This is a genomic window from Pseudarthrobacter sp. NamE2 (assembly GCF_005796205.1).
GTDB lineage: Bacteria > Actinomycetota > Actinomycetes > Actinomycetales > Micrococcaceae > Arthrobacter.
On the sequence record NZ_VAHN01000004.1, the window covers coordinates 167,005 to 186,482 of the forward strand.

General features: G+C 67.6%; 20 protein-coding genes. 5 read left to right on the plus strand and 15 right to left on the minus strand.

All coding sequences use genetic code 11. The annotated features are described in order from the left end of the window. Window positions 1–81: 81 nt before the first annotated feature. The 8 genes from FDW83_RS07070 to FDW83_RS07105 all read right to left on the minus strand — a co-directional run bounded on the left by FDW83_RS07070 (window position 82) and on the right by FDW83_RS07105 (window position 9,181). Complete coding sequence (locus FDW83_RS07070) at window positions 82–1,017, minus strand: NAD(P)H-hydrate dehydratase (RefSeq protein WP_240720882.1); 936 nt, start codon at window positions 1,015–1,017, stop codon at window positions 82–84. After that, entirely contained in the window at window positions 986–1,762 is a 777-nt protein-coding gene (locus FDW83_RS07075) for a histidine phosphatase family protein (protein ID WP_171027487.1), read from the minus strand. Before FDW83_RS07075 ends, FDW83_RS07070 begins: the two co-directional genes overlap by 32 nt. A gap of 111 nt (window positions 1,763–1,873) precedes the next feature. Further along, entirely contained in the window at window positions 1,874–3,562 is a 1,689-nt protein-coding gene (locus FDW83_RS07080) for an alkaline phosphatase (protein ID WP_138136921.1), read from the minus strand. A gap of 105 nt (window positions 3,563–3,667) precedes the next feature. Further along, window positions 3,668–4,789, minus strand: coding sequence for an LCP family protein (locus FDW83_RS07085; protein ID WP_138136922.1), 1,122 nt, complete (start codon window positions 4,787–4,789; stop codon window positions 3,668–3,670). Window positions 4,790–4,925: 136 nt separating this feature from the next. Continuing rightward, window positions 4,926–5,582: a low molecular weight phosphatase family protein gene (locus tag FDW83_RS07090; RefSeq protein ID WP_138136923.1), complete on the minus strand. Its 657-nt coding sequence runs from the start codon at window positions 5,580–5,582 to the stop codon at window positions 4,926–4,928. Window positions 5,583–5,770: 188 nt separating this feature from the next. After that, window positions 5,771–6,394: a DUF305 domain-containing protein gene (locus tag FDW83_RS07095; RefSeq protein ID WP_138136924.1), complete on the minus strand. Its 624-nt coding sequence runs from the start codon at window positions 6,392–6,394 to the stop codon at window positions 5,771–5,773. A gap of 71 nt (window positions 6,395–6,465) precedes the next feature. Beyond that, window positions 6,466–6,978, minus strand: a complete 513-nt coding sequence (locus FDW83_RS07100; RefSeq protein WP_138136925.1) for a hypothetical protein — start codon at window positions 6,976–6,978, stop codon at window positions 6,466–6,468. A 52-nt stretch (window positions 6,979–7,030) separates the two neighbouring features. Further along, window positions 7,031–9,181, minus strand: a complete 2,151-nt coding sequence (locus tag FDW83_RS07105; RefSeq protein ID WP_138136926.1) for a heavy metal translocating P-type ATPase — start codon at window positions 9,179–9,181, stop codon at window positions 7,031–7,033. Window positions 9,182–9,689: 508 nt separating this feature from the next. Here FDW83_RS07105 and FDW83_RS07110 point away from each other — a divergent pair. Both FDW83_RS07110 and nhaA read left to right on the plus strand, forming a co-directional pair. Further along, window positions 9,690–10,364, plus strand: a complete 675-nt coding sequence (locus FDW83_RS07110; protein ID WP_240720883.1) for a PAS and ANTAR domain-containing protein — start codon at window positions 9,690–9,692, stop codon at window positions 10,362–10,364. A gap of 136 nt (window positions 10,365–10,500) precedes the next feature. Continuing rightward, a complete protein-coding gene (nhaA, locus tag FDW83_RS07115) occupies window positions 10,501–11,838 on the plus strand; it encodes a Na+/H+ antiporter NhaA (protein WP_138136928.1) in 1,338 nt (445 codons plus the stop codon). Between the two features lie 77 nt (window positions 11,839–11,915). Here nhaA and FDW83_RS07120 read toward each other — a convergent pair whose 3' ends face one another. The 5 genes from FDW83_RS07120 to FDW83_RS07140 form a co-directional block, all read right to left on the minus strand. Further along, a complete protein-coding gene (locus FDW83_RS07120) occupies window positions 11,916–12,179 on the minus strand; it encodes a GlsB/YeaQ/YmgE family stress response membrane protein (protein WP_138136930.1) in 264 nt (87 codons plus the stop codon). A 73-nt stretch (window positions 12,180–12,252) separates the two neighbouring features. Further along, window positions 12,253–12,486, minus strand: a complete 234-nt coding sequence (locus FDW83_RS07125) for a hypothetical protein (RefSeq protein WP_138136932.1) — start codon at window positions 12,484–12,486, stop codon at window positions 12,253–12,255. Window positions 12,487–12,580: 94 nt separating this feature from the next. Then, window positions 12,581–13,558: a thioredoxin-disulfide reductase gene (gene trxB, locus FDW83_RS07130; RefSeq protein WP_138136934.1), complete on the minus strand. Its 978-nt coding sequence runs from the start codon at window positions 13,556–13,558 to the stop codon at window positions 12,581–12,583. Window positions 13,559–13,576: 18 nt separating this feature from the next. Beyond that, on the minus strand, window positions 13,577–14,011 hold the full coding sequence (locus tag FDW83_RS07135) for an arsenate reductase ArsC (protein WP_138136936.1): 435 nt from the start codon (window positions 14,009–14,011) through the stop codon (window positions 13,577–13,579). Window positions 14,012–14,041: 30 nt separating this feature from the next. Next, on the minus strand, window positions 14,042–14,716 hold the full coding sequence (locus FDW83_RS07140; RefSeq protein WP_138136938.1) for a metalloregulator ArsR/SmtB family transcription factor: 675 nt from the start codon (window positions 14,714–14,716) through the stop codon (window positions 14,042–14,044). Between the two features lie 46 nt (window positions 14,717–14,762). On the opposite strand from FDW83_RS07140, the gene FDW83_RS07145 reads away from it, so the two are divergent. Both FDW83_RS07145 and chrA read left to right on the plus strand, forming a co-directional pair. Continuing rightward, window positions 14,763–15,503: an MIP/aquaporin family protein gene (locus FDW83_RS07145; RefSeq protein ID WP_138136940.1), complete on the plus strand. Its 741-nt coding sequence runs from the start codon at window positions 14,763–14,765 to the stop codon at window positions 15,501–15,503. 72 nt (window positions 15,504–15,575) lie between these two features. Continuing rightward, entirely contained in the window at window positions 15,576–16,850 is a 1,275-nt protein-coding gene (gene chrA, locus FDW83_RS07150; RefSeq protein WP_138136942.1) for a chromate efflux transporter, read from the plus strand. Window positions 16,851–16,928: 78 nt separating this feature from the next. Here the strand turns inward: chrA and FDW83_RS07155 are convergent, their stop codons facing one another. Both FDW83_RS07155 and FDW83_RS07160 read right to left on the minus strand, forming a co-directional pair. Further along, window positions 16,929–17,507 (minus strand): hypothetical protein, encoded by a 579-nt coding sequence (locus FDW83_RS07155; protein WP_138136944.1) that lies wholly within the window; start codon window positions 17,505–17,507, stop codon window positions 16,929–16,931. A gap of 27 nt (window positions 17,508–17,534) precedes the next feature. Continuing rightward, window positions 17,535–18,674 (minus strand): zinc-dependent alcohol dehydrogenase, encoded by a 1,140-nt coding sequence (locus FDW83_RS07160; RefSeq protein WP_370281172.1) that lies wholly within the window; start codon window positions 18,672–18,674, stop codon window positions 17,535–17,537. Between the two features lie 229 nt (window positions 18,675–18,903). On the opposite strand from FDW83_RS07160, the gene FDW83_RS07165 reads away from it, so the two are divergent. Next, on the plus strand, window positions 18,904–19,443 hold the full coding sequence (locus FDW83_RS07165; protein ID WP_138136948.1) for a DUF2243 domain-containing protein: 540 nt from the start codon (window positions 18,904–18,906) through the stop codon (window positions 19,441–19,443). The last annotated feature ends 35 nt before the right edge of the window (window positions 19,444–19,478 follow it).

The window sequence follows — 19,478 nt, forward strand, 5'->3', positions numbered from 1 at the left end:
GTTGCGAGTGATCCCCTCCGTATGATGGCCCCCGAGCTTCCAAGCAGGGGGCCATCCCTTTGCCCGCGTTTGCGGGAAGGCTCAGGTGCCCAGTTCGAGCATCAGCGCTGGCAGTTCGTCCGCTAGTTCGCGGGCCAGGAATCCGAGCGGTCCCAGCCTGCTGGCGAGGCGGTCGGCGGCGGCGGCGTGCAGGTGCGAACCCCAGCAGGCCGCCTGGGCGCCGCTGGTTCCCCGCGCCCGAAGCCCCGCGATGGCGCCGGCCAGGACATCCCCGCTGCCCGACGTTCCCAGCCCGCCGTATCCCGTGGTGATCTTCCACAGGTCCCCGGTACCCTCCGCGCCCGGAGGCTGCGCCACCAGCCCCTGGCACGCGACGACCGCGTCGAACCGCTTGGCAATCTCCGCCACAGCAGCTTCCAGGTCCTCGATGTCCCGGTCCAGCAGGACCGCCGCCTCCTTGGGATTGGGAGTGAGGATCAGCCGGCCGCGCCACGGGTCCAGCCGTTCCTCCACCTTGGCAAGGCCGCCCAGGGCGTAGGCATCGAGTACGACGGCGGCGCCTCCTTTGCCGCCGGCCCCGCCGTTGGATTCCTCCCGCTCCAGCAGGGCCCGCAGCAGTTCCTCGGCCAGTTCGGAATCATCCAGGCCGGGCCCCACCAGGACCGCGTTCGCCCGGTCCAGGTACTTGGCAATCCTGTCCAGCCCTTTCGCCGTTACGGAACCGTCGGCATTTTCGGGCAGGGCGATGGAACCGCACTCCGGCAGCGCAACACCCACCTGCACGGCAACGGATTCCGCCACGGCCAGGGACAGCTTTCCGGCACCGGCCCGCAGTGCCGCCGTCCCGGCCAGCACGGCTGCGCCGGGGGTGGCACGGGCGCCGCCGATCACCAGCACCGAGCCGCGCGAATACTTGTCCTCGCCGGGTGCCGGCAGCGGCCAGCCACGCAGCAGCGACGGCGTCACCAGGACGGCATCGGCGGAATTACCGCGGGTGGACACTGGAATCCCCGGCATGCTCCGTGACTTCCACGCCCTGCTCGGCCAGGTGGTCGGCCACGTTGAAGCTCTCCAGCGTCCATGGTCCGGCACCTGACGGGCGAACGTAGCGGGTAATCGACGCATTCAGCACGGACTCGCTGGCGGCGAGGTCCAGGATTTCCCGCTCGGACATCCCCTCCAGGACGTACCGGAACAGCATGATCACCGCGTCATGGCAGACCAGCATCACCCGGTGCCCCGTCCCCAGGTTGTTGAGTTCGGCGAGGACTGACCGCAGCCGCAGCGCCACGTCCGCCCAGGACTCGCCGCCCGGCGGCCGGTAATACAGCTTGCCCTGCCACGACCGGCGCTCTGCTTCTTCCGGGTAGCGCGTCTCCACGCCCAGCCGCGTCAGCCGGTCCAGGATGCCGAGTTCGCGGTCCCGCAGCCTCTCGTCGGTGCGCACCTTGAGGGGCCAGCCGGCAGCCTCGACCGCGATCTCGGCTGTCTGCAGGGCCCGGGCATACGGCGAGGAGACCACCGCGTCCGGCCTGGCCTCCTCCGCGATCCGGGCCAGCGCGGTGCCCAGCGCCTTGGCCTGCTCCTGCCCGGTATCCGACAGGTTCACGTCCGCGTCCCGGGCGGGGACGTCGATGGCTTCGGCCCCCGCCAGCCGTGCCTCCGTGGCCGCCACGTTGCCTTCGCTCTCGCCGTGCCGGATCAACAGCAGCTCCACGGCACCGGCCTCCTGCACTGCCTGCGTCAGCCCGTCGTCGTTCATCAAAATCACCCCGTCTGCGTGCGCACCAAATCCAGGAAACATTACCAGCGGCGTACCCACCCGGGGCCGGAAATAACGGACGGGGGCGGGCTGCGGCCGCCCGTCCGGCACCTACCGCTCGGGCGTCAGCACCTTGGCGAACACGGTGGCCCCGTTCGCGTTGCGCAGGCTGGCCGTGAAACTGTTGTCCTCGCCCAGCTGCACGTGCCCGAAAAACTGGTTCTCGCCGTCGCGCGGTGACTCGCCGGCGAAGCGCCCGGCCTTGGAGAACACCACCTCGGGCCCGAACGTACCGTCCATGGCGTTCGGGCCGAAGGATCCGGCAGCGATCGGCCCGGCCACGAACTCCCAGAACGGGTCGAAGTCGGTGAACGCGGCACGCTCGGGGGAGTAGTGGTGCGCGGCGCAGTAGTGGACGTCGGCGGTCAGCCACACGATGTTCTTCACCCGGTTCCGCTTGAAGGCGCTCAGCACCCCGGCGATCTCGAGCTCCCGGCCCAGCGGTGCGCCGGGGTCACGGTTGGCCAGGCTCTCCTGGTGCACCGGACCGTCCGGCACAATGATCCCCAGCGGCAGGTCCGCGGCGACCACCTTCCACGTGGCCTTCGACGCCGAGACCTCCCGGATCAGCCAGTCCACCTGCTCCTGCCCCAGGATGCTGGTGGCGTAGGCTTCCTTGCCGTCCGTGTTCGGCGACTTGAACGTGCGCATGTCCAGGCAGAAGATGTCCAGCTGCGGGCCGCGGGAGATCTTCCGGTAGATGCGCGCCGGCTGGTACTGGCCGGCGTCGTCGAACGTGCCCGGCCGCCAGGACGCGGCACCTTCCGCAATCGGCATGTACTCCTGCCACGCCTGCCGGCCCCGGGCGGCGAGGGTGTTTACGTCACGGACCGTGTAGCGCGGATCGTCCAGGACTTCACCGGGGTACCAGTTGTTGGTGGTCTCGTGGTCGTCCCAGTTCGCGAAGACGGGCACGTCCGCGAACATGGCCCGCATGTTCACATCCATCAGGTTGTAGCGGTGCCGGCCGCGGTATTCGTCCAGCGTCTCGGCCACCTTGGAAACCTCCTCGGTCACCAGGTTCCGCCACACCTGCCCGTCCTTCTCCACCACGGTTTCAGCCAGCGGGCCGTCCGCGTACACGGTGTCGCCGGAGTGGATGAAGAAGTCCGGCCGGGTCTGGTGCATGGCCCGGTAGCCGCGCATGCCGCCGATCTGCTCGTTGATGCCCCAGCCCTGCCCGGCCGTATCGCCGGTCCAGACGAAGCTTTGGGTGGACGACGCCGGCACCTCGCCTCCGTTGCTCGTGTCACCGGTGCGGCCCTTGCCGTTGTACGACCCGGGGTCGGGAGCCGTGCGGAAGGTGCCGCGGACCGTCTCGCCGGCAGTGCCGCCGTCGTCCTCGAAGCTGATCTCCAGTGCGAAGCGTGTGTTGGAGGGCAGGTTGCCGGCGTGGATCTTCGCGGTGAAGTCGGACGCCTGGGTGGCGCGGGGCCCGCGGAGGACGCGCTCAAAGGCGCCGCGGCCGCGGAGGACCTCGCCGCCGTCGTCCACGGCCCGCAGGACCGCCCTCATCCGGCCCGCACCTGAGGAACGGGACCACAGCACGGCCGATTCCGACGTTACGTCGCCGGTGGCGATGCCGCTGGGCAGCGTGAGCCGGTTCCGGACCAGCGCGACGCCGGCGGGGCGCGGTGCTGATGCCTGTGCGGCGGCCGGGACCGAGGCCAGTGCTGCGGCCAGGACGGAACCTTTGACGATGGTGCGGCGGGAGATGTCAGAGCGGGAAATGTCAGTCATGTCCTCAGGCTTCCGCCGCCGGGCGCATGGACTCTTTCCCGTGGATGAACGGTTGGTGAGCCGCGGTTGAACAGCGGATTGCCTTGCGGCCGGCCTCCACTGCAGCTACGGCCGGGCGAACTCCCCGATCCGGCCCTCCCGCAGTGCCGCACCCACCGCCGCTATCCCGCCGTAGTCCGGGAACAGCACCGATTGGCCGGCAACGAATCCGGAGCCAGCGGTGGGCAGCGTCATGGTGCCGATAGCGTTGGGGTCGAGGTTGCGGAGGCTGTACGCCAAGATCGCGGCCTGAATAGGATCGAAGCCTTTGTTGACCGTGAGGCAGCACGAGGCGAACTCGACCAGTGACCGCACCGCGGTGACATCATGGAGGGCGCCGCCGGCGGTAAGCCGCGCGAGGATTGCCTTGAGCAGGATCTGCTGGTTGCGCACCCGCTGGAAGTCGCCGTCGGAGAAGGCGTAGCGCTCGCGGGCGAACTCGAGGGCGGCCTGCCCGTCCAGGTGGTTGGTGCCGGGTCCGAAGACGTGCCTTGTGTCGTGGGTGGACTGGAAGGGGACAGGCACGTTGACATCGATACCGCCCAGCCCATCCGTGAGGATCTTGAGCCCGCCGAAATCCAGCATCAGCGTGTGGTCGATGGTGATGCCCAGCAGCGACTGCACAGCGGCCACCTGCATGTCGATGCCGCCGTACTGCAGGCCCGCGTTGATCTTCGCGCCCCCGAAACCGGGGATGTCCACCCACGTGTCGCGGTTGATGGAGACGATGTACAGGGCCTTCCTGTCGGCTGGTACGTGGACCACCATCAGCGTGTCCGCCCGGTGGTCCATCGGTTCGCCCGTCGCCGCGGTGTGGGCAGCCGCGTCCTTCGCGACGCCGCGCATGTCGCTGCCGATCACCAGCACGTTCATGGGGACCGCAGGGTGTTCCGGGATGGGCGGTGGTGGCGGGGGAGGCGCAGGCGTGGTTTCCGTGGGGGTTTCCGACGGCGTCGGCGTGGGTGACGCAGTCTGCGTCGCCGCCGGCTGGGCTTCCGAGCCGGCCCGGTTCAGGTTCACCACAGCCACAATGGCGACGGCGGCCAGCACCACCGCGAGAAGCGCTGCGATCCACCGGCGCCGGCCGTGAGCCACCATGCTTCGGGGCCAGTTCCCCTCTGGCGGCTGGGCGCCGGAGGGGCCGGAACCCGGGACTCCAGTTGGGCCGGAACCGCCTGGCGTGCTCATGGTGCCTCCACCTCATCGTGAGTTGTGGGATTAGTGTCCGCCTGCCGGCCCCTCCATGGCTACAACCGTGTCCAAACTGTCATCTGCGGCCCTAATTTGGCCGAGAACGCTGGAACGGTGCGGGGACGCCGGAGCGCTACAGCGTTTTCGCAGCGTTCCAGCGATCCGGGGAGTTGAGGCGGGCGTGCCGCAGGATAGAGACGATGGCCGGGGCCAGCTCGTCCTCCATCTGCCGGTACACCTCGGGGGAACGCCGGTAAGGGTCCACGATGTCGTTGTCCGCCGGGTCAGCTGGAAGGGACAGGTGGCGCACTCCGGCGGCCCGGGCCGGCAAGGCGCGCCAAAGGGCTGCGTTGGCAGCGAGGGGATCGCCGACGTCGGGCGTCTCCGGTCCGGCAGGCCCGCCTGACGCTGCCCGCTCGTCCAGCACATCAAGCATGCGGGCGAACTCGCGGATGGTGAAGGTCCGCTTGAGCAGCGACGCGTCCTGCTGGAGCACCTCGCCGCGGTGGACCGAGGTCATGGTGAGAACCAGGTCCACTCCGCGGAGGATTTTCGGGGTGAGCTGGCGCGCCACGAAGCCCTCGGGGTCACCGCCGAACGTGCGGACGATGTCCGCGGAAATAGGCTGCATCGGGTCCCCGGCCATCGCCCTGGTGCCCGCGCTCGCAACCTCGAATCCGCCCGGTACCACCTGGTTGAGTCCCGCTTGCAGCAACCGTTCGGCCACGGGGGAGCGGCAGATGTTGCCGGTGCAAACGGTCAGGATGCGTACTGGTGCGGATGTGTCCAAGGAGGTGTCTCTTTTCCCGGCTGGTAACGGGCCGTTCAGCCCGTGCCTCTCAACTTAACACGCCACCCATAAACGTTCGCTCACTTGCTGCCGCTTTTCCGGCGTCCCTCTCCCACCTTCCAGCCGGAAGGTGGGAGAGGGTGTACCGGGAACCTGCGGGAAGTGAGAGAACGTGGGGCGGGCGGCTGCTAGGTGGTGGCCAGCAGTTGCTTCATTTCGGCGATCTCGGCTTCCTGGGCGGTGACGATGTCCCGCGCCAGCTGGACGGCCTCCGGGTGCTTGCCTGCACCGATCTCCTGCTGCGCCATGTCCACGGCGCCCTCATGGTGCCCAATCATGTGCTCCAGGAAAAGCCGGGCGGCTTCGGCGCCCTGGGCGTCCTTGAGCTTTTCGATGCCCTGCGCGTCCACCATTCCGGACATGCCGTGGCCGGAATGGTCGGCGATCGTGGTGGGCGCATTCCAGTCTGCGAGCCACCCGGTCATGGTCTCGATCTCGGGTGCCTGGGCATCCTTGATCCTGGTAGCCAGTGCCGTGACCTCTGCAGGGATGTCCTGCTTGGCCAGGATGATGCCGCTCATCTCCACGGCCTGTTCGTGGTGCGGGATCATCATCTGGGAAAACATGACGTCCGCCTCGTTATGGCCAGCAGCGGGGTCTGGCATCGTGCTGGCCATGGCGCTGGAGCTGCCGTGGTTCATGCCGTGGGTGCCGGCGGCACCTGAGTTTCCGGTGTCCGCGGCGCAGCCAGCGAGGCCGAGTGCGGCCGCCAGGGCAGCAGCAAGGGACAGGGCCGTGAGTTTCGTGTTCATTTTTGGTTTGTCCTTCAGAAAGTAGTCGAACTGGGCTGGTTGGGGCGTGGGCGGCCACCCGAACAGTCCGTTTACGTCCGGCTGATGGACAACTCACACGGCGTCGGGCCCGAAGGGACATAGGAATACCCGGCGGCGCTGCGGGTGCCGGCCGCAGCTTCAAGGGATGCGGAGGCCGTGGCCGGGGGCGGGACAGCGGCGAGCGAGCCGGTCTTGCCCAAGGGAATGCAGGACGCTCCGGTTTCTTCCGCGCCAGGACAGCCGGAGCTGCAAGAATCTGCCGCCGCGAAGGACATGCCGTGAGTCTCGCCGTAGGCGGCAGGGTGCGCAGCAAGCGCCTCGAGGGAATGCCCGACGGCGGGGTACCCGGCATCATGCCCGCTAACACCAAGCCCCGTAACGCCATGTCCGGTAACACCGTGCCCGGCAACAGCCTGCGCGGCTGCAGCCGTATGTCCGCCGTGCGCCGAGTGGTCCGCCGTCATGACGTGCATGCCGAGGATCCCCGCCACTACGGCAAGGACCGCAGCCAGCAGCCCCGCACGAAGGAGGGCGGCAGACCCGGCGCGGACCTGCGCGTTCATCTGCTTCCCTCCTTCCCGATGGCTCTGTAACTGCTTCAAAATACCCCGATGTTCAACGTACCCCGGACGGGTTCAGTTTCAGGCGCCGGAGCAGCTGGGCGTTTAGTGCCACCACAACCGTGGACGCGGACATCAGCACCGCCCCCGCAGCCGGCGAAAGGACAACCCCGGCGAAGGCCAGGACGCCTGCGGCCAGCGGCACGGACAGGACGTTGTAACCGGTGGCCCACACCAGGTTCTGCCACATCTTGCGGTAGCTGGCCCGGGACAGGTCCACCATCGACAGGACCGCCCGCGGATCGTTGCCCGCCAGCACCACACCGGCGGACTCCATGGCTACATCGGTCCCGGCGCCGATCGCGATGCCCACCTCGGCGCGGGCCAGGGCCGGGGAATCATTGACCCCGTCGCCCACCATGGCCACCTTCAGCCCGCGGGCCTGCAGTTCGGCCACCTTCTTGTCCTTGTCCGCGGGCAGGACCTCGGCGAACACCTCGCCAATCCGAAGGTCCGCCGCCACAGCCTGAGCCACCTGGCGTGCGTCTCCGGTGACCATGGCCACCTTGATGCCGCGGTTCTGCAGCGCCGCAACGGCCTGTCGCGACTCCTGCCGCACCGCATCTTCGAGGCTGACCGCGCCCAGGACGCGGCCGCCGTCGAGCACGTGCAGGACTGCCGCACCGCGGTCCATCCAGCCCCGCGTCACCTCCGCCACGGAGGGAGGTTCGACGGCGCCGAGCTCGCGCAGGAGCGCGGGCCCGCCCACGTGCAGCGTGCGTCCGTCCATGCTGGCCCGGACGCCACGCCCGGTCAGTGACGTGAAGGAACCGGCGGCAGGCAGCTTCAGGTTCCGGTCCCGGGCGGCGCGGACAATGGCCCGTGCCACAGGGTGCTCGCTGTCGGACTCGACGGCGGCGGCCAGGGCCAGCAGCCCGTCCGCGTCCACGCCTTCCGCTGCTGCGATGTCCGTCAGCTGCGGTTCACCGGTAGTGAGCGTGCCGGTCTTGTCGAACAGGACAACGTCCACGGTCCGCATCCGTTCCAAGGCCATCCGGTTCTTGATCAGCACTCCGGCACGGGCAGCCTGCTCGGTGGAAATGGCAATGACCAGCGGGATCGCCAGGCCCAGGGCGTGCGGGCAGGCGATCACCAGGACCGTGACCGTGCGGGTGACGGCTTCCGGAACACTGCCCAGCAGGGTCCAGGCGATGAACGTCAGCACGCCGGCAATGGCGGCGAAGTAGAACAGGAATGCGGCGGCCCGGTCTGCAAGGGCCTGGGCGTGTGAGGACGAGGCCTGTGCTTCTGCCACCAGCCGCTGGATGCCGGCCAGGGCGGTGTCGTCGCCCACGGCGGTCACCCGGACACGGACGCTGCTGTCCGTGGCTACGGTTCCTGCCACCACGGCGTCGCCCGGGCCCCGCAGGACCGTTTTGGACTCGCCGGTGATCATGGATTCGTCGAACTCGGCCTGCCCGTCCGTCACTGTCCCGTCGGCGGGCATCCGGGCGCCGGGGCGGACCAGGACAAGGTCGTCGGGCCGGAGTTCGGAAACCGGAACGGTCTCGGTGCCGCCGGCGGTCACGCGTTCGGCCTCATCCGGCAGCAGCGCCGCGAGGGCGTCCAGGGCACCCTGCGCTGATCCCAGGGCCCGCATCTCGATCCAGTGGCCCAGCAGCATGATGGCCACCAGCAGGGCCAGCTCCCACCAGAAGTCCAGGTCGAAGCCGCCGATGCCGAGGCTGGTGATCCACGATGCCCCGAATGCCACGGTGATGGCCATGGCGATCAGCAACATCATGCCCGGCCGGCGGTCCTTCAGTTCCTGCAGCCCGCCTTCGAGGAACGGCTGCCCGCCGTACAGGAAGATGACGGTTCCCAGGACGGGCGGGATCCAGACGGAACCGGGGAACACCGGGGCCATGTAGCCCAGGATGTGGCCCACCATGGGGCTGAAGTACACCACGGGAACGGACAGTGCCAGCGTGAGCCAGAACCGGTTCTTGAACATTGCTGTGCTGTGCCCGGCATGCTGGCCGGAGGTGTGGACGGTGTGGTCGTCACCGGTGTGATGCGCATGCCGGGCGTGGGGCTGCGAAGGTTCCGTCGGGGTCGGGGGAGCAGGGCGGTGGGTGAGGGTCCCGCCCGCCGCACTGCCGTCGTCGTGATGATGTGCGTGGTTGTGGTGCGTATGGTCCTGCATCGTTTCCTCCTTGGAGGACTGGTTGCCGGCGCTTGCAAGGTGAGAGAGCGTCGCCGGGATTGGTGCCAAAAGTGAGAGAGCGTCGCCGAAATTGGTGCCAGAAGTGAGAGAGCATCGCCGGGGAGGCTGTAAGAGGTGGGGGAGCGTCTACCTGGAGTGCCGTGTACGGCAGCAGCCGGAAGGGGTAGCCAGGGGGAGCGCCCTGCAGTGTTCGGAATTCATGTCAGCTCCATTCCTTGACGAAGGATTATTCCTGGTAAGTGGCGCTGGGGTTGAACGGCTGTGAAGGCGGAACGAGTGCCGCCGGGACATACCACTTCACTGACAACACCTCGAGTATACCCCTAGGGGGTATATCGGTAAAGAGCCTGTTCCGGTGGCCCCTTGTGTTGGAAGAGGGGCATCATGCCCTACCCGGGGTGTCGCTCCTCTGGTCATACTTGTAGTAGCAACCGCGGAGTCATCGTGCTTCCGCGGTGCGTTGGATGTGCTACAAGGAGGTGGCCCTGTGACGACTGAGCTGAGCAGCCCGTATACCTACTCGAGCGCCCTGGGCGACAACGAATGCGTTGCCGGAACGTATTACGCGGAGGTGGAAGGATGGAAGCTCCACTGGTCGGACGGCATGTACCAGCTGCATGGATACCGCCGGGGTGATGTGGTTCCCACCCTGGACCTGCTGTATGCCCATAAACATCCCGACGACAGGCCCCGGTGCCAGGCAATCGTGGCGCAGGTGGTGCAGACCGGAGGCCACTTCGCCATGTACCACCGGATCATTGATGCCAAGGGCCGGACGCGGCGGGTCCTGACCTCGGGGGAAGCCATCACGGATGAGTCCGGCAAGGTCATCCGCCTGGAGGGTGTGATGGTGGACCTCACTTCCACCCTGCAGCGTGAAACGGAGCAAACCGCCCGCGACGCCGTAGCCGGCGCCACCTCCACCCGCAGCGTGGTGGACCAGGCGCGCGGCATCCTGATGGGTCAACTCAAGATGGGCGCCGATGATGCCTTCAAGATGCTGGTCAATACCAGCAGCCATCGCAACGTGAAACTGGTGGTGGTGGCCGCGGAACTGGTGCAGCTGGCCAACTCCGCGGAAACCCGGAACTACCTGGACACCGCTGTCAGGGCCATTGCCTCCGAAAGCCGGCCGCCGGCTGCACGGCGCCGGGCGGGTTGAGTGCCTCCCAAAGGCGGCAGCCACATCCCGGACGGCGCTTGCAGTGCCAGGGTCCTCGCGCCTTAGTATGGAACGAGGTGCGCCGGGAAGTCTGGTCGGCATTGTTTTGTCGACTCCGGATTTGAGGACGCACTTTATGAACTCCACGCCGCCATCTTCCCGGCCATCAACCGTTTTCGGGCGGGGCTCCTACGCCGAAGCGCTGCGGATCGGGGAAATCCTCCGCAAGGAAACCGTGGGCGGTGCCCTGCTGGTGTCTGCCGCAATCATCGCCCTGGTCTGGGCCAACTCACCGGCAGCTGACAGCTACTTCGCGCTGCGCGACTTCAAGGTGGGCTACGAACCCTGGCACCTGGAACTGAGCCTGGGCGCTTGGGCGGCGGATGGACTGCTGGCCATCTTCTTTTTCCTGGTGGGCCTGGAACTCAAACGCGAATTTGTGGCCGGAGACCTGCGGGACATCAGGAAGTCCATCGTCCCCGTGGCTGCCGCCGCAGGTGGCGTGGTTGTCCCGGCGGTGATTTACGTGGTCGTCAATCTCACCAGCCCGGAGACGCTGCGCGGCTGGGCGATTCCCACCGCAACAGACATCGCGTTCGCGGTGGCCGTCCTGGCCATCATCGGTTCACACCTGCCCAGCGCCCTGCGCATTTTCCTCCTGACCCTGGCCGTGGTGGATGACCTCATTGCCATCAGCATCATCGCGTTCTTCTACACCAGCGACCTGCACGTCGAGCCGTTGCTGCTTGCCCTGGTTCCGCTGGCTGTCTATGCGTTCCTGGCGCACAAATACCGCCACTTCTTCGGCCTGCACGCGGCCAGCGCCTGGCTGATCCTGCTGCCGCTGGGAGTTGTCACCTGGGCCCTGGTCCATGCATCCGGCATCCACGCCACCGTGGCCGGTGTCCTGCTCGGTTTCGCCATTCCCGTATTCCGCTCCCAGGCCGGCGGCGGTCCGCAGGCCGGCCCGGGCCTGGCGGAAATCTTCGAGCACCGCTTCCGGCCCATTTCCGCCGGCATTGCGGTTCCCATCTTCGCCTTCTTCTCGGCGGGCGTGGCCGTGGGCGGCTGGGAGGGACTGGTTTCAGCCCTGGCGGATCCGGTGGCCCTGGGCATCATCGCGGGCCTGGTGCTCGGCAAGCCGATCGGCATCCTGGGCACCACCTGGGTCCTGACGAAGGCCACGCGGGCAACCCTGGACAGCTCCTTCAAGTGGATCGACATCTTTGGTGTGGCGCTGCTGGCCGGCATCGGCTTCACTGTGTCCTTGCTGGTGGCCGAACTCAGCTTCGGCCATGGCAGCCTGCACGACGACCACGCCAAGGTGGGCATCCTCGCCGCGTCCCTGCTTGCGGCGCTGCTGGCCACGGCGGTGCTCAAGACCAGGAACCGCCAGTACCGGCAGGAGGAGGAACGGGAGAAGGTGGACGCGGACCAGGACGGCATCCCGGACGTCTACCAGGACCGGGCGTAGAAAATCTCCGACGCCGGCACAGTCTCACGCCGCCAGGGGGCGGGTGGGAAGTGCCGGCGTCGGGGATTTTCCTGTGGCTAGCGGTGGACGGACCGGCGTCGGCCGACGACTGCCTCGGCGGTGCCCACCAGGAGCACCGAGGCGATGACGGCCACGATGAAGCCCAGGACATTCAGCTCGAAAATATCGCCCGTGCCCAGCAGCGACGCCACCACTCCGCCGATCACCGAGCCGGCAAGGCCCAGCAGGAGGGTGGCGACCAGGCCCAGGTTCTGCTTACCCGGTTTGATGAGGCGGGCCAGTGCCCCGATGATCAGGCCGGCAACGATGAATCCAATCACGGTGTGCTCCTTACATGTGGGTTACTGCCGCAACAGCAGACTCAGCACGTACCGTACCCCCGCTGCCCCGGGTCTAAGCGGGTTCCAGCCGGCTGGCTGTTTCCGCAGGCTCGTCCACGTGCCGGATTTCCAGGGCTTCGGGATCCAGCAGCTTGCGGGTGCCGGTCCTCGCGTCCAGGATCCAGAACAGTTCCAGGGCCGGAACCACGCCGGTCACCCGGCCCCGGTGGAACAGCCTGCCCCTGTGCCAGGCCTCGATGTTGTCTCCGACGCGGAGTTGGGCCGTGCTTATTCCTTGTGCCTCCATGGGATGCCTCCTGCTGTTGTGTCCCCGTAGGCACAGCTTGCCGTGGCGAGGTTGCCGCAGTGTTTCAGCAGGGTGTTTTTTCTGTATCGGCAGGTCAGCTGTGCGTGGGTTCTTCGACTAACGCCGTGGCGATGCTGTCTGCGTCGGCCAGGGCGGCGAGGTAGCGCTCGGCGTCAAGGGCGGCAGCGCACCCGGTTCCGGCAGCCGTGATGGCCTGGCGGTAGCGGTGGTCCACGGCGTCGCCGCAGGCGAAAACACCGGAGAGGTTGGTAACGGTGGTGGGGGAGTCCACCTTGATGTATCCGTCCTCGTCCAGGTCCACCTGCCCCGCAACGAGTTCCGTCCGCGGCACGTGTCCGATGGCCACGAAAATGCCGGTCGCCGGGTGGTGCCGGCTCTCGCCGGAACGGGTGTCGGTCAGGGTCGCGCCCGTCACCTTGCCGTCGCCGTGGATGGCGGTGACTGCGGAGTTCCAGGCGAAGCTGATCTTGGGGTTATCCTTGGCCCGCTGCGCCATGATCCGCGAGGCGCGCAGTTCCCCGCGGCGTACGACGACGGTCACGGACTTTCCGAAGCGTGTCAGGAAGGTTGCTTCCTCCATGGCGGAATCGCCGCCGCCTACCACGATGATGTCCTGTTCGCGGAAGAAGAAGCCGTCGCAGGTGGCGCACCAGGAGACGCCGTGCCCTGAAAACTTCTTCTCCTCGGGCAGGCCCAGTTCCTTGTAGGCGGAGCCGGTGGCCAGGATGACGGCCGGGGCCTGATGGGTCTCGCCGCCGCCGGTGACCACCTTTTTCAGGTGGCCTTTCAGGTCCACTGACGTGACGTCGTCGAACACCACCTTGGCGCCGAACTTCTCAGCCTGCTCCTGCAGCCCGTCCATCAGCTCCGGTCCCTGGATGCCGCCGGGGAAGCCGGGGAAGTTCTCCACCTCGGTGGTGTTCATCAACGCACCGCCCGCGGTGACCGAGCCGGCGAGCACCAGCGGTTCCAGCCCGGCCCGGGCGGCGTAGATGGCTGCGGTGTAGCCCGCGGGGCCGGATCCGATGATGATGAGCTGCTGGTCCGTCATGGCATCTCTCCTGGGAAGTTACTGGGCGTCCGGGTGCTGTGCGGGCACCAGTTCGGTGATCAGGGACTCGATCCGGGTCCTGATTTCGTCGCGGATGGGGCGGACTGACTCTACGCCCTTTCCGGCCGGATCTTCCAGCACCCAGTCCTCGTAGCGCTTGCCCGGGAAGTACGGGCACTCGTCACCGCAGCCCATGGTGATTACCACGTCGGACTCCTTGACGGCCTCGGTGGTGAGGATCTTGGGGACCTCCGCGGACATGTCGATGCCCACCTCCGCCATCGCCTTGACGGCGGCCGGGTTGACCTTGTCCGCGGGCTGGGACCCTGCGGAACGGACTTCCACAGCGCCTTTGGCCAGGGACGTCAGGAATGCGGCAGCCATCTGGGAGCGTCCGGCGTTGTGGACGCAGACAAAGAGGACGGAGGGCTTCCTGGCTGCTTCGGTGGTCATGCGATTCTCCTGGCTTTTAGGTGTGTTGGTTTAGGCGGCGACCAGCCGCGGCGCGAGGTCGGCCACGCGGTGGGAAAGCAGTTCGTAGGCACTATCGAATGCGGCGGGCGTACCCACCCGGACGGGGTCCGGAATGGACCAGTGGACGGCCTGGAGGCCCGGGACCTCCTCGTGGGCGTTGTCGCAGACCGTCACCACAAAGTCGCCCTCGGCCTGCACCTGGTCCAGCCGTTGCGGTGCGACCTCCGGCAGGGGAAGGCCGCGGCGGGCCGCCACGGCCAGGGCACCGCCGGCGATCCTGCCTGCGGGATGCGTCCCGGCGGATTCAGAAGGGACGGCGCTGGCCTGCCGCCAGAGTGCGGCGGCGAGCTGGGAGCGGGCGCTGTTGCGGGTGCAGACGAACAGGACGCGCCGGGCCCTGTGTTCCATCCCCGGCATCAGGTGGTCGAGGCGACCGCGGACCAGGTGGATGTAGCTGCGCCGCCGGTCCGCCTCGGAGCGCTGGCGGGCCACAAGTCCGGCTTCTTCCAGCGTGCGCAGGTGGTGGGAAAGCAGGTTGGATGGCATCCCCAGCTCCGCCTGCAGTTCCGACGGCGAGAGGTCGCCAAGCGCCAGCAGGTCAACGATGCGCAGGCGCGCGGCATCGGCCAGGGCAGCGTGCATGGCCACCCGCTGCCGGAAAGCGGCGTTTTGTTCAACTTTCATTGCCTCAAGTTTGACTGAGATAACTGATGTGGGTCAAGGTGGTTCCATGACACAGCCCCAACCCGCCCTGTGGCGCCGCGCCCTGGCCGAGCTGCTTGGCACCGGCCTCCTGGTCGCCGTCGTGGTGGGTTCCGGAATCATGGCCCAGCAGCTGTCTCCGGCAGATGTGGGGATGCAACTGCTCCAGAACAGCACCGCCACCGTGCTGGGGCTCGCTGTCCTGATCCTGATGCTGGGCCCCGTCAGCGGCGCGCACTTCAATCCCGTGGTTTCGCTCGCGGACTGGGTGCTTGGACGCCGCAGGGGAGCGGGCCTCACGCTTCCGGAAGTGGTCACCTACGCGGCCGCCCAGGTGGCCGGAGCCATCGGGGGCAGCGTCCTGGCCAACGCGATGTTCGACGTCGGGACCTCCTTCTCCGCCAAGGACCGCCTCAGTGGCGGGCATCTTCTGGGCGAGGTGGTGGCCACCGCGGGACTTGTCCTGCTCATTTTCGCCCTGGCCAACACCTCCCGCGGTGCGCTCGCCGCGCCCGCTGTGGGCGCCTACATCGGTGCCGCCTACTGGTTCACGTCCTCCACGTCCTTTGCCAACCCGGCAGTGACGGTGGGCCGTATCTTCAGCGACACCTTCGCCGGGATCGCGCCCGGATCTGTTCCCGCATTCATCCTGGCGCAGCTGGCAGGGGCCGCCGTCGGGCTTGGCCTGCTGCTGGCCCTTTATCCCGCCGCCGCTAAGGCGGCAGACAACGTGGTGATCCCCCACCGCGCGGAACCGGCCGATGCGTAACCCCCACGCAACCGGTTCCATCCCCGAAAACCGTTATGCCGCCACATCGGCGATTGTTGATGTAGCGGCATAATGGTCTCCCGTGACCCCTCTGATGCCCGCCGGACCACTGGAAGCGGCCCTGTGACGGACGCCGGCGCAGCTCCTGCCCGCGATTCGGCCCGTGGCTCCGTCAGTGAAGTTTTCAGAGTATTCCTAAAGCTGGGATTCACGTCCTTCGGCGGCCCGGTGGCGCACCTGGGCTACTTCCGCGACGAACTGGTGCAGCGGCGCAAGTGGGTTGACGACAAGGAATACGCAGACCTCGTGGCACTGTGCCAGTTCCTTCCCGGCCCCGCCTCCAGCCAGGTGGGGTTCGGCCTCGGCCTGCACCGGGCCGGCCCGTTCGGCGCTCTTGCCGCCTTCCTGGCCTTCACGCTCCCCTCGGCCGCGCTGCTGGTGGCGTTCGCCGCGGGCGCTTCGCTGTTCCAGGGGCCTGTTGGCGAGGGAGTCCTCAACGGGTTGAAGATCGTGGCCGTGGCCATCGTGGCGCAGGCCGTGTGGGGGATGGCGAAAGCCCTCACCCCGGACCGCGAGCGAGCCTCAATAGCGGTGGTTGCGGCGTTGGCCGCGATTCTGCTTGCCGGCTCCCTGGGGCAGATTGCCGCGATCGTGATTGGCGCACTGGCCGGCCTGGTCCTCTGCCGCCCTGGCACCGGCGGTGTGACGGGACTGATGCGGTTCCCGGTCAGCCGGACGGCCGGCGCCGCCTGCCTGGCCTTGTTCGTGGTGTTGCTGCTCGGGTTGCCGGCGCTAACCCTCGCCACCGGATCGGCCGGCGTCGCGCTCTTTGAGGCGTTCTACCGCGCCGGCGCCCTGGTGTTCGGAGGCGGGCATGTGGTCCTGCCGCTGCTCCAGGCGGGTGTGGTGGACCCGGGCTGGGTGACGTCGGAGCAGTTCCTGGCCGGGTACGGGGCCGCCCAGGCTGTCCCCGGGCCGCTGTTCACCTTCGCGGCCTACCTGGGGACTTTGGCCGGCGTGGGCGCGGGCGGAGTGGCCGGGGCGGCCCTTGCCCTGGCAGGGATCTTCCTGCCCGGATTCCTGCTGCTCCTCGGCGTGCTGCCGTTCTGGAACAGGTTCCGGTCCCGGCCGCACGCGCAGGCCCTGATGCAGGGGGCCAATTCCGCGGTGGTGGGGATCCTGGCAGCAGCCCTGTACAACCCGGTGTTCACCACCGCGGTCACCGGCCCCGGAGAGTTCTGCCTTGCGCTGGTCTGCTTCGTGCTGCTGATCGCGTGGAAGGCTCCGCCCTGGGCCGTGGTCCTGGTGGGCGCGGCCGGGGGAGTCCTGCTCGCATTCCTTGCCTAACCCCCCAGGAGTTCTTTGGGCAGATACGACGACTTCCAGGCCGTGGAAGCCCTGGAATCTGCCCAAAAACTCTCGACGTCAGCGGCGGCGGGCCAATGCGCGGACCACTGCCGCGGCACCGAGGCCGGCCAGCACCCACGGCCCGCCAATCATGATCGGGTCCAGCCACTGATGGTTGGTGTCCACCCGCCGCTTACCGGCCCGTGAACGGATGCCTCCCCGGGAGAACTCGCTAAGCACACCTGTCTGGGTAACAGGGTTGTCGGGACGGAAGCTGGCAAAGGACTTCAGGTGGTTCTCCCACGCGTCCACCCGGTCCGCCGCGATCAGCAGCAGCCAGTGCGCGGCCCGCCCCTCGCTGTACTTGTAGGCGTACTTCCGGATGGCTCCCGAGACTCCGGCCGGGGGTGTGGATGTTCCGAAGACCGGCGGCAGCATGGCGTGCTCGATCGACTTTTCCCGCGGCCAGTTCTCCGGCTGGCGTTCCGGAAAGTCCCAGTGCGCCCCGGTCTCGATGCCCGGCTGCTCGCGGGGGAACGAGGGGCGGTCGGCCGGGTCAAGGTCCACGCCCCACCCGGGGATGCGGGCCCGCAAGGCTTCGGCCGACTCCCGCCCGGAGGACTTCCCGGCGGTGTACGGCGTTGCTGTCTCAGACATGGTGCTTTTCTCCTCCAGGTCGCAGACTCAGGACACGCCGGCAACAATGAGTGGCTTGATGCAGTTATCCAGCTTCGCGGAGAACATGTGGTACCCCTCAGCGATGTGCTCCAGGGGAACACGGTGGGTCACGATGTCGCTGGGCTTCAGGTACCCATTCCGGATGTGCTCGAACAACCGCGGCCACTGGCGCTTCACCGGGCACTGGTTCATCCGCAGCGTCAGGCCCTTGTTGACGGCGTCGCCGAACTTCACGGCACTGAAGATTGGCCCGTACGCGCCCACCACGGACACCGTCCCGCCCTTGCGGACGGAGTCGATGGCCCAGTTCAATGCCACCGGGGACCCGCCCTGCAGCTTCAGCTTGGTACCGGTCACGTGCTGCAGGAAGTTGCCGTCCGCTTCGGCCCCCACAGCGTCGATCACGACGTCGGCGCCCAGGTAGTCGGTCGCCTTCTTCAGGTGCACCACAATGTCGTCGTACTCGCCGAAGTTGTATGTCTCGGCGTGCGCGAACGTCCGGGCCTTTTCCAGGCGGTACTCCAGGTGGTCAACCACGATCACCCGTCCCGCGCCCATCAGCCAGGACGACTTGGCGGCGAACAGGCCCACCGGCCCGGCGCCGAACACCACCACCGTGTCGCCTTCCATGATGTCCCCCAGCTGGGCGCCGAAGTAGCCGGTGGGCAGGGCGTCGGTGAGCAGGACGGCGTCCTCTTCGTCCATCCAATCAGGAATCTTCGAAGGCCCCACGTCCGCAAAGGGGACGCGCACGAATTGCGCCTGGCCGCCGTCGTAACCCCCGCAGGTGTGGGAGTAGCCGTAGATGCCGCCCACCGCCGTCGCGTTCGGATTCACGTTGTGGCAGTTGGAGTAGAGGCCGCGGGAGCAGAAGTAGCAGGAGCCGCAGTACACGTTGAACGGAACCATCACGCGGTCCCCGACGGCCAGGTTCTGCACTGACGGGCCCACCTCGTGGACCCTGCCCACGAACTCGTGCCCGAATGTCATGCCGACCCGCGTGTCCGGCATCATGCCGTGGTAGAGGTGCAGGTCGGAGCCGCAGATGGCGCCGGTGCTGACCCGCACAATGGCGTCGTTCGGGTGCTCGATCTTCGGGATGTCCTTTTCCTCGACCCGGACTTTGTACGGGCCGCGGTAAACCATTGCCAGCAAGGGTGCCGCCTCAATCTTGGCCGGGAGTGGGAAGGCGCCGTGCAGGAGCCACCCCTTTGCTCGAGGTCCCACCGCAGTGCTTCACAGGCTTCCACCTCCGGCAGGCGTGGTCAAGGGCACACCTTTAGGGGGCCGCGGCGGTTAGGGCGTACGACGGCGGGTAGGGACTAAGTGGACAGGGCGCCTTCGGGTGCGCCGGACAACAGGGGGGAGCCGCATCATGGCACGCAAAATGTCTGCCACGGCCACGGGTGCCTCCATGCCCCGTGCTGCCGCGCCGGGTTTCCTGTTCGGCATGGGCGTGGGCGGCTTCGTCGACGGGATTGTCCTGCACCAGCTGCTGCAGTGGCACCACATGCTCAGCCACACCGGGGCCGGCGACCCGAAGACCGTGGCGGGCCTGGAACTGAACACGCTGGCGGACGGACTCTTCCACAGTGCCATGTGGGTGTTGGTGGTGGCCGCCGCCGTCCTGGCCATCCGGGCCCACAGGCAGCGGCGGCTGTCCGCGGGCTGGCGGCTCCACGGTGGTTTGGTGCTCGCCGGCTGGGGCGTGTTCAACGTGGTGGAGGGCCTGGTGAACCACCAGCTGCTTGGCATCCACCACGTCCGCGACGACCTCGGCGGCCCGCTGGCGTGGGACCTGGGGTTCCTTGGCCTCAGTGTGCTGCTTGCCGCCGTAGGGCTGTTTCTGTACCGGAAAGGCAATCGACTGGAAAAACCGGAGGAGGTGGCCCAGGACAGTAAGCATGCCGACTAAGTTCGGCATCCTCGGAACTGAACGGTTCCACCAAT

Coding starts and splice junctions, on each gene's coding strand:
- FDW83_RS07070 (WP_240720882.1), bottom strand. CDS start 1,017: ATGCCGGGGATTCCAGTGTCCACCCGCGGTAATTCCGCCGATGCCGTC.
- FDW83_RS07075 (WP_171027487.1), bottom strand. CDS start 1,762: ATGAACGACGACGGGCTGACGCAGGCAGTGCAGGAGGCCGGTGCCGTG.
- FDW83_RS07080 (WP_138136921.1), bottom strand. CDS start 3,562: ATGACTGACATTTCCCGCTCTGACATCTCCCGCCGCACCATCGTCAAA.
- FDW83_RS07085 (WP_138136922.1), bottom strand. CDS start 4,789: ATGAGCACGCCAGGCGGTTCCGGCCCAACTGGAGTCCCGGGTTCCGGC.
- FDW83_RS07095 (WP_138136924.1), bottom strand. CDS start 6,394: ATGAACACGAAACTCACGGCCCTGTCCCTTGCTGCTGCCCTGGCGGCC.
- FDW83_RS07100 (WP_138136925.1), bottom strand. CDS start 6,978: ATGAACGCGCAGGTCCGCGCCGGGTCTGCCGCCCTCCTTCGTGCGGGG.
- FDW83_RS07105 (WP_138136926.1), bottom strand. CDS start 9,181: ATGCAGGACCATACGCACCACAACCACGCACATCATCACGACGACGGC.
- nhaA (WP_138136928.1), top strand. CDS start 10,501: ATGAACTCCACGCCGCCATCTTCCCGGCCATCAACCGTTTTCGGGCGG.
- FDW83_RS07125 (WP_138136932.1), bottom strand. CDS start 12,486: ATGGAGGCACAAGGAATAAGCACGGCCCAACTCCGCGTCGGAGACAAC.
- trxB (WP_138136934.1), bottom strand. CDS start 13,558: ATGACGGACCAGCAGCTCATCATCATCGGATCCGGCCCCGCGGGCTAC.
- FDW83_RS07135 (WP_138136936.1), bottom strand. CDS start 14,011: ATGACCACCGAAGCAGCCAGGAAGCCCTCCGTCCTCTTTGTCTGCGTC.
- FDW83_RS07140 (WP_138136938.1), bottom strand. CDS start 14,716: ATGAAAGTTGAACAAAACGCCGCTTTCCGGCAGCGGGTGGCCATGCAC.
- FDW83_RS07145 (WP_138136940.1), top strand. CDS start 14,763: ATGACACAGCCCCAACCCGCCCTGTGGCGCCGCGCCCTGGCCGAGCTG.
- chrA (WP_138136942.1), top strand. CDS start 15,576: ATGGTCTCCCGTGACCCCTCTGATGCCCGCCGGACCACTGGAAGCGGC.
- FDW83_RS07155 (WP_138136944.1), bottom strand. CDS start 17,507: ATGTCTGAGACAGCAACGCCGTACACCGCCGGGAAGTCCTCCGGGCGG.
- FDW83_RS07160 (WP_370281172.1), bottom strand. CDS start 18,674: ATGGTTTACCGCGGCCCGTACAAAGTCCGGGTCGAGGAAAAGGACATC.
- FDW83_RS07165 (WP_138136948.1), top strand. CDS start 18,904: ATGGCACGCAAAATGTCTGCCACGGCCACGGGTGCCTCCATGCCCCGT.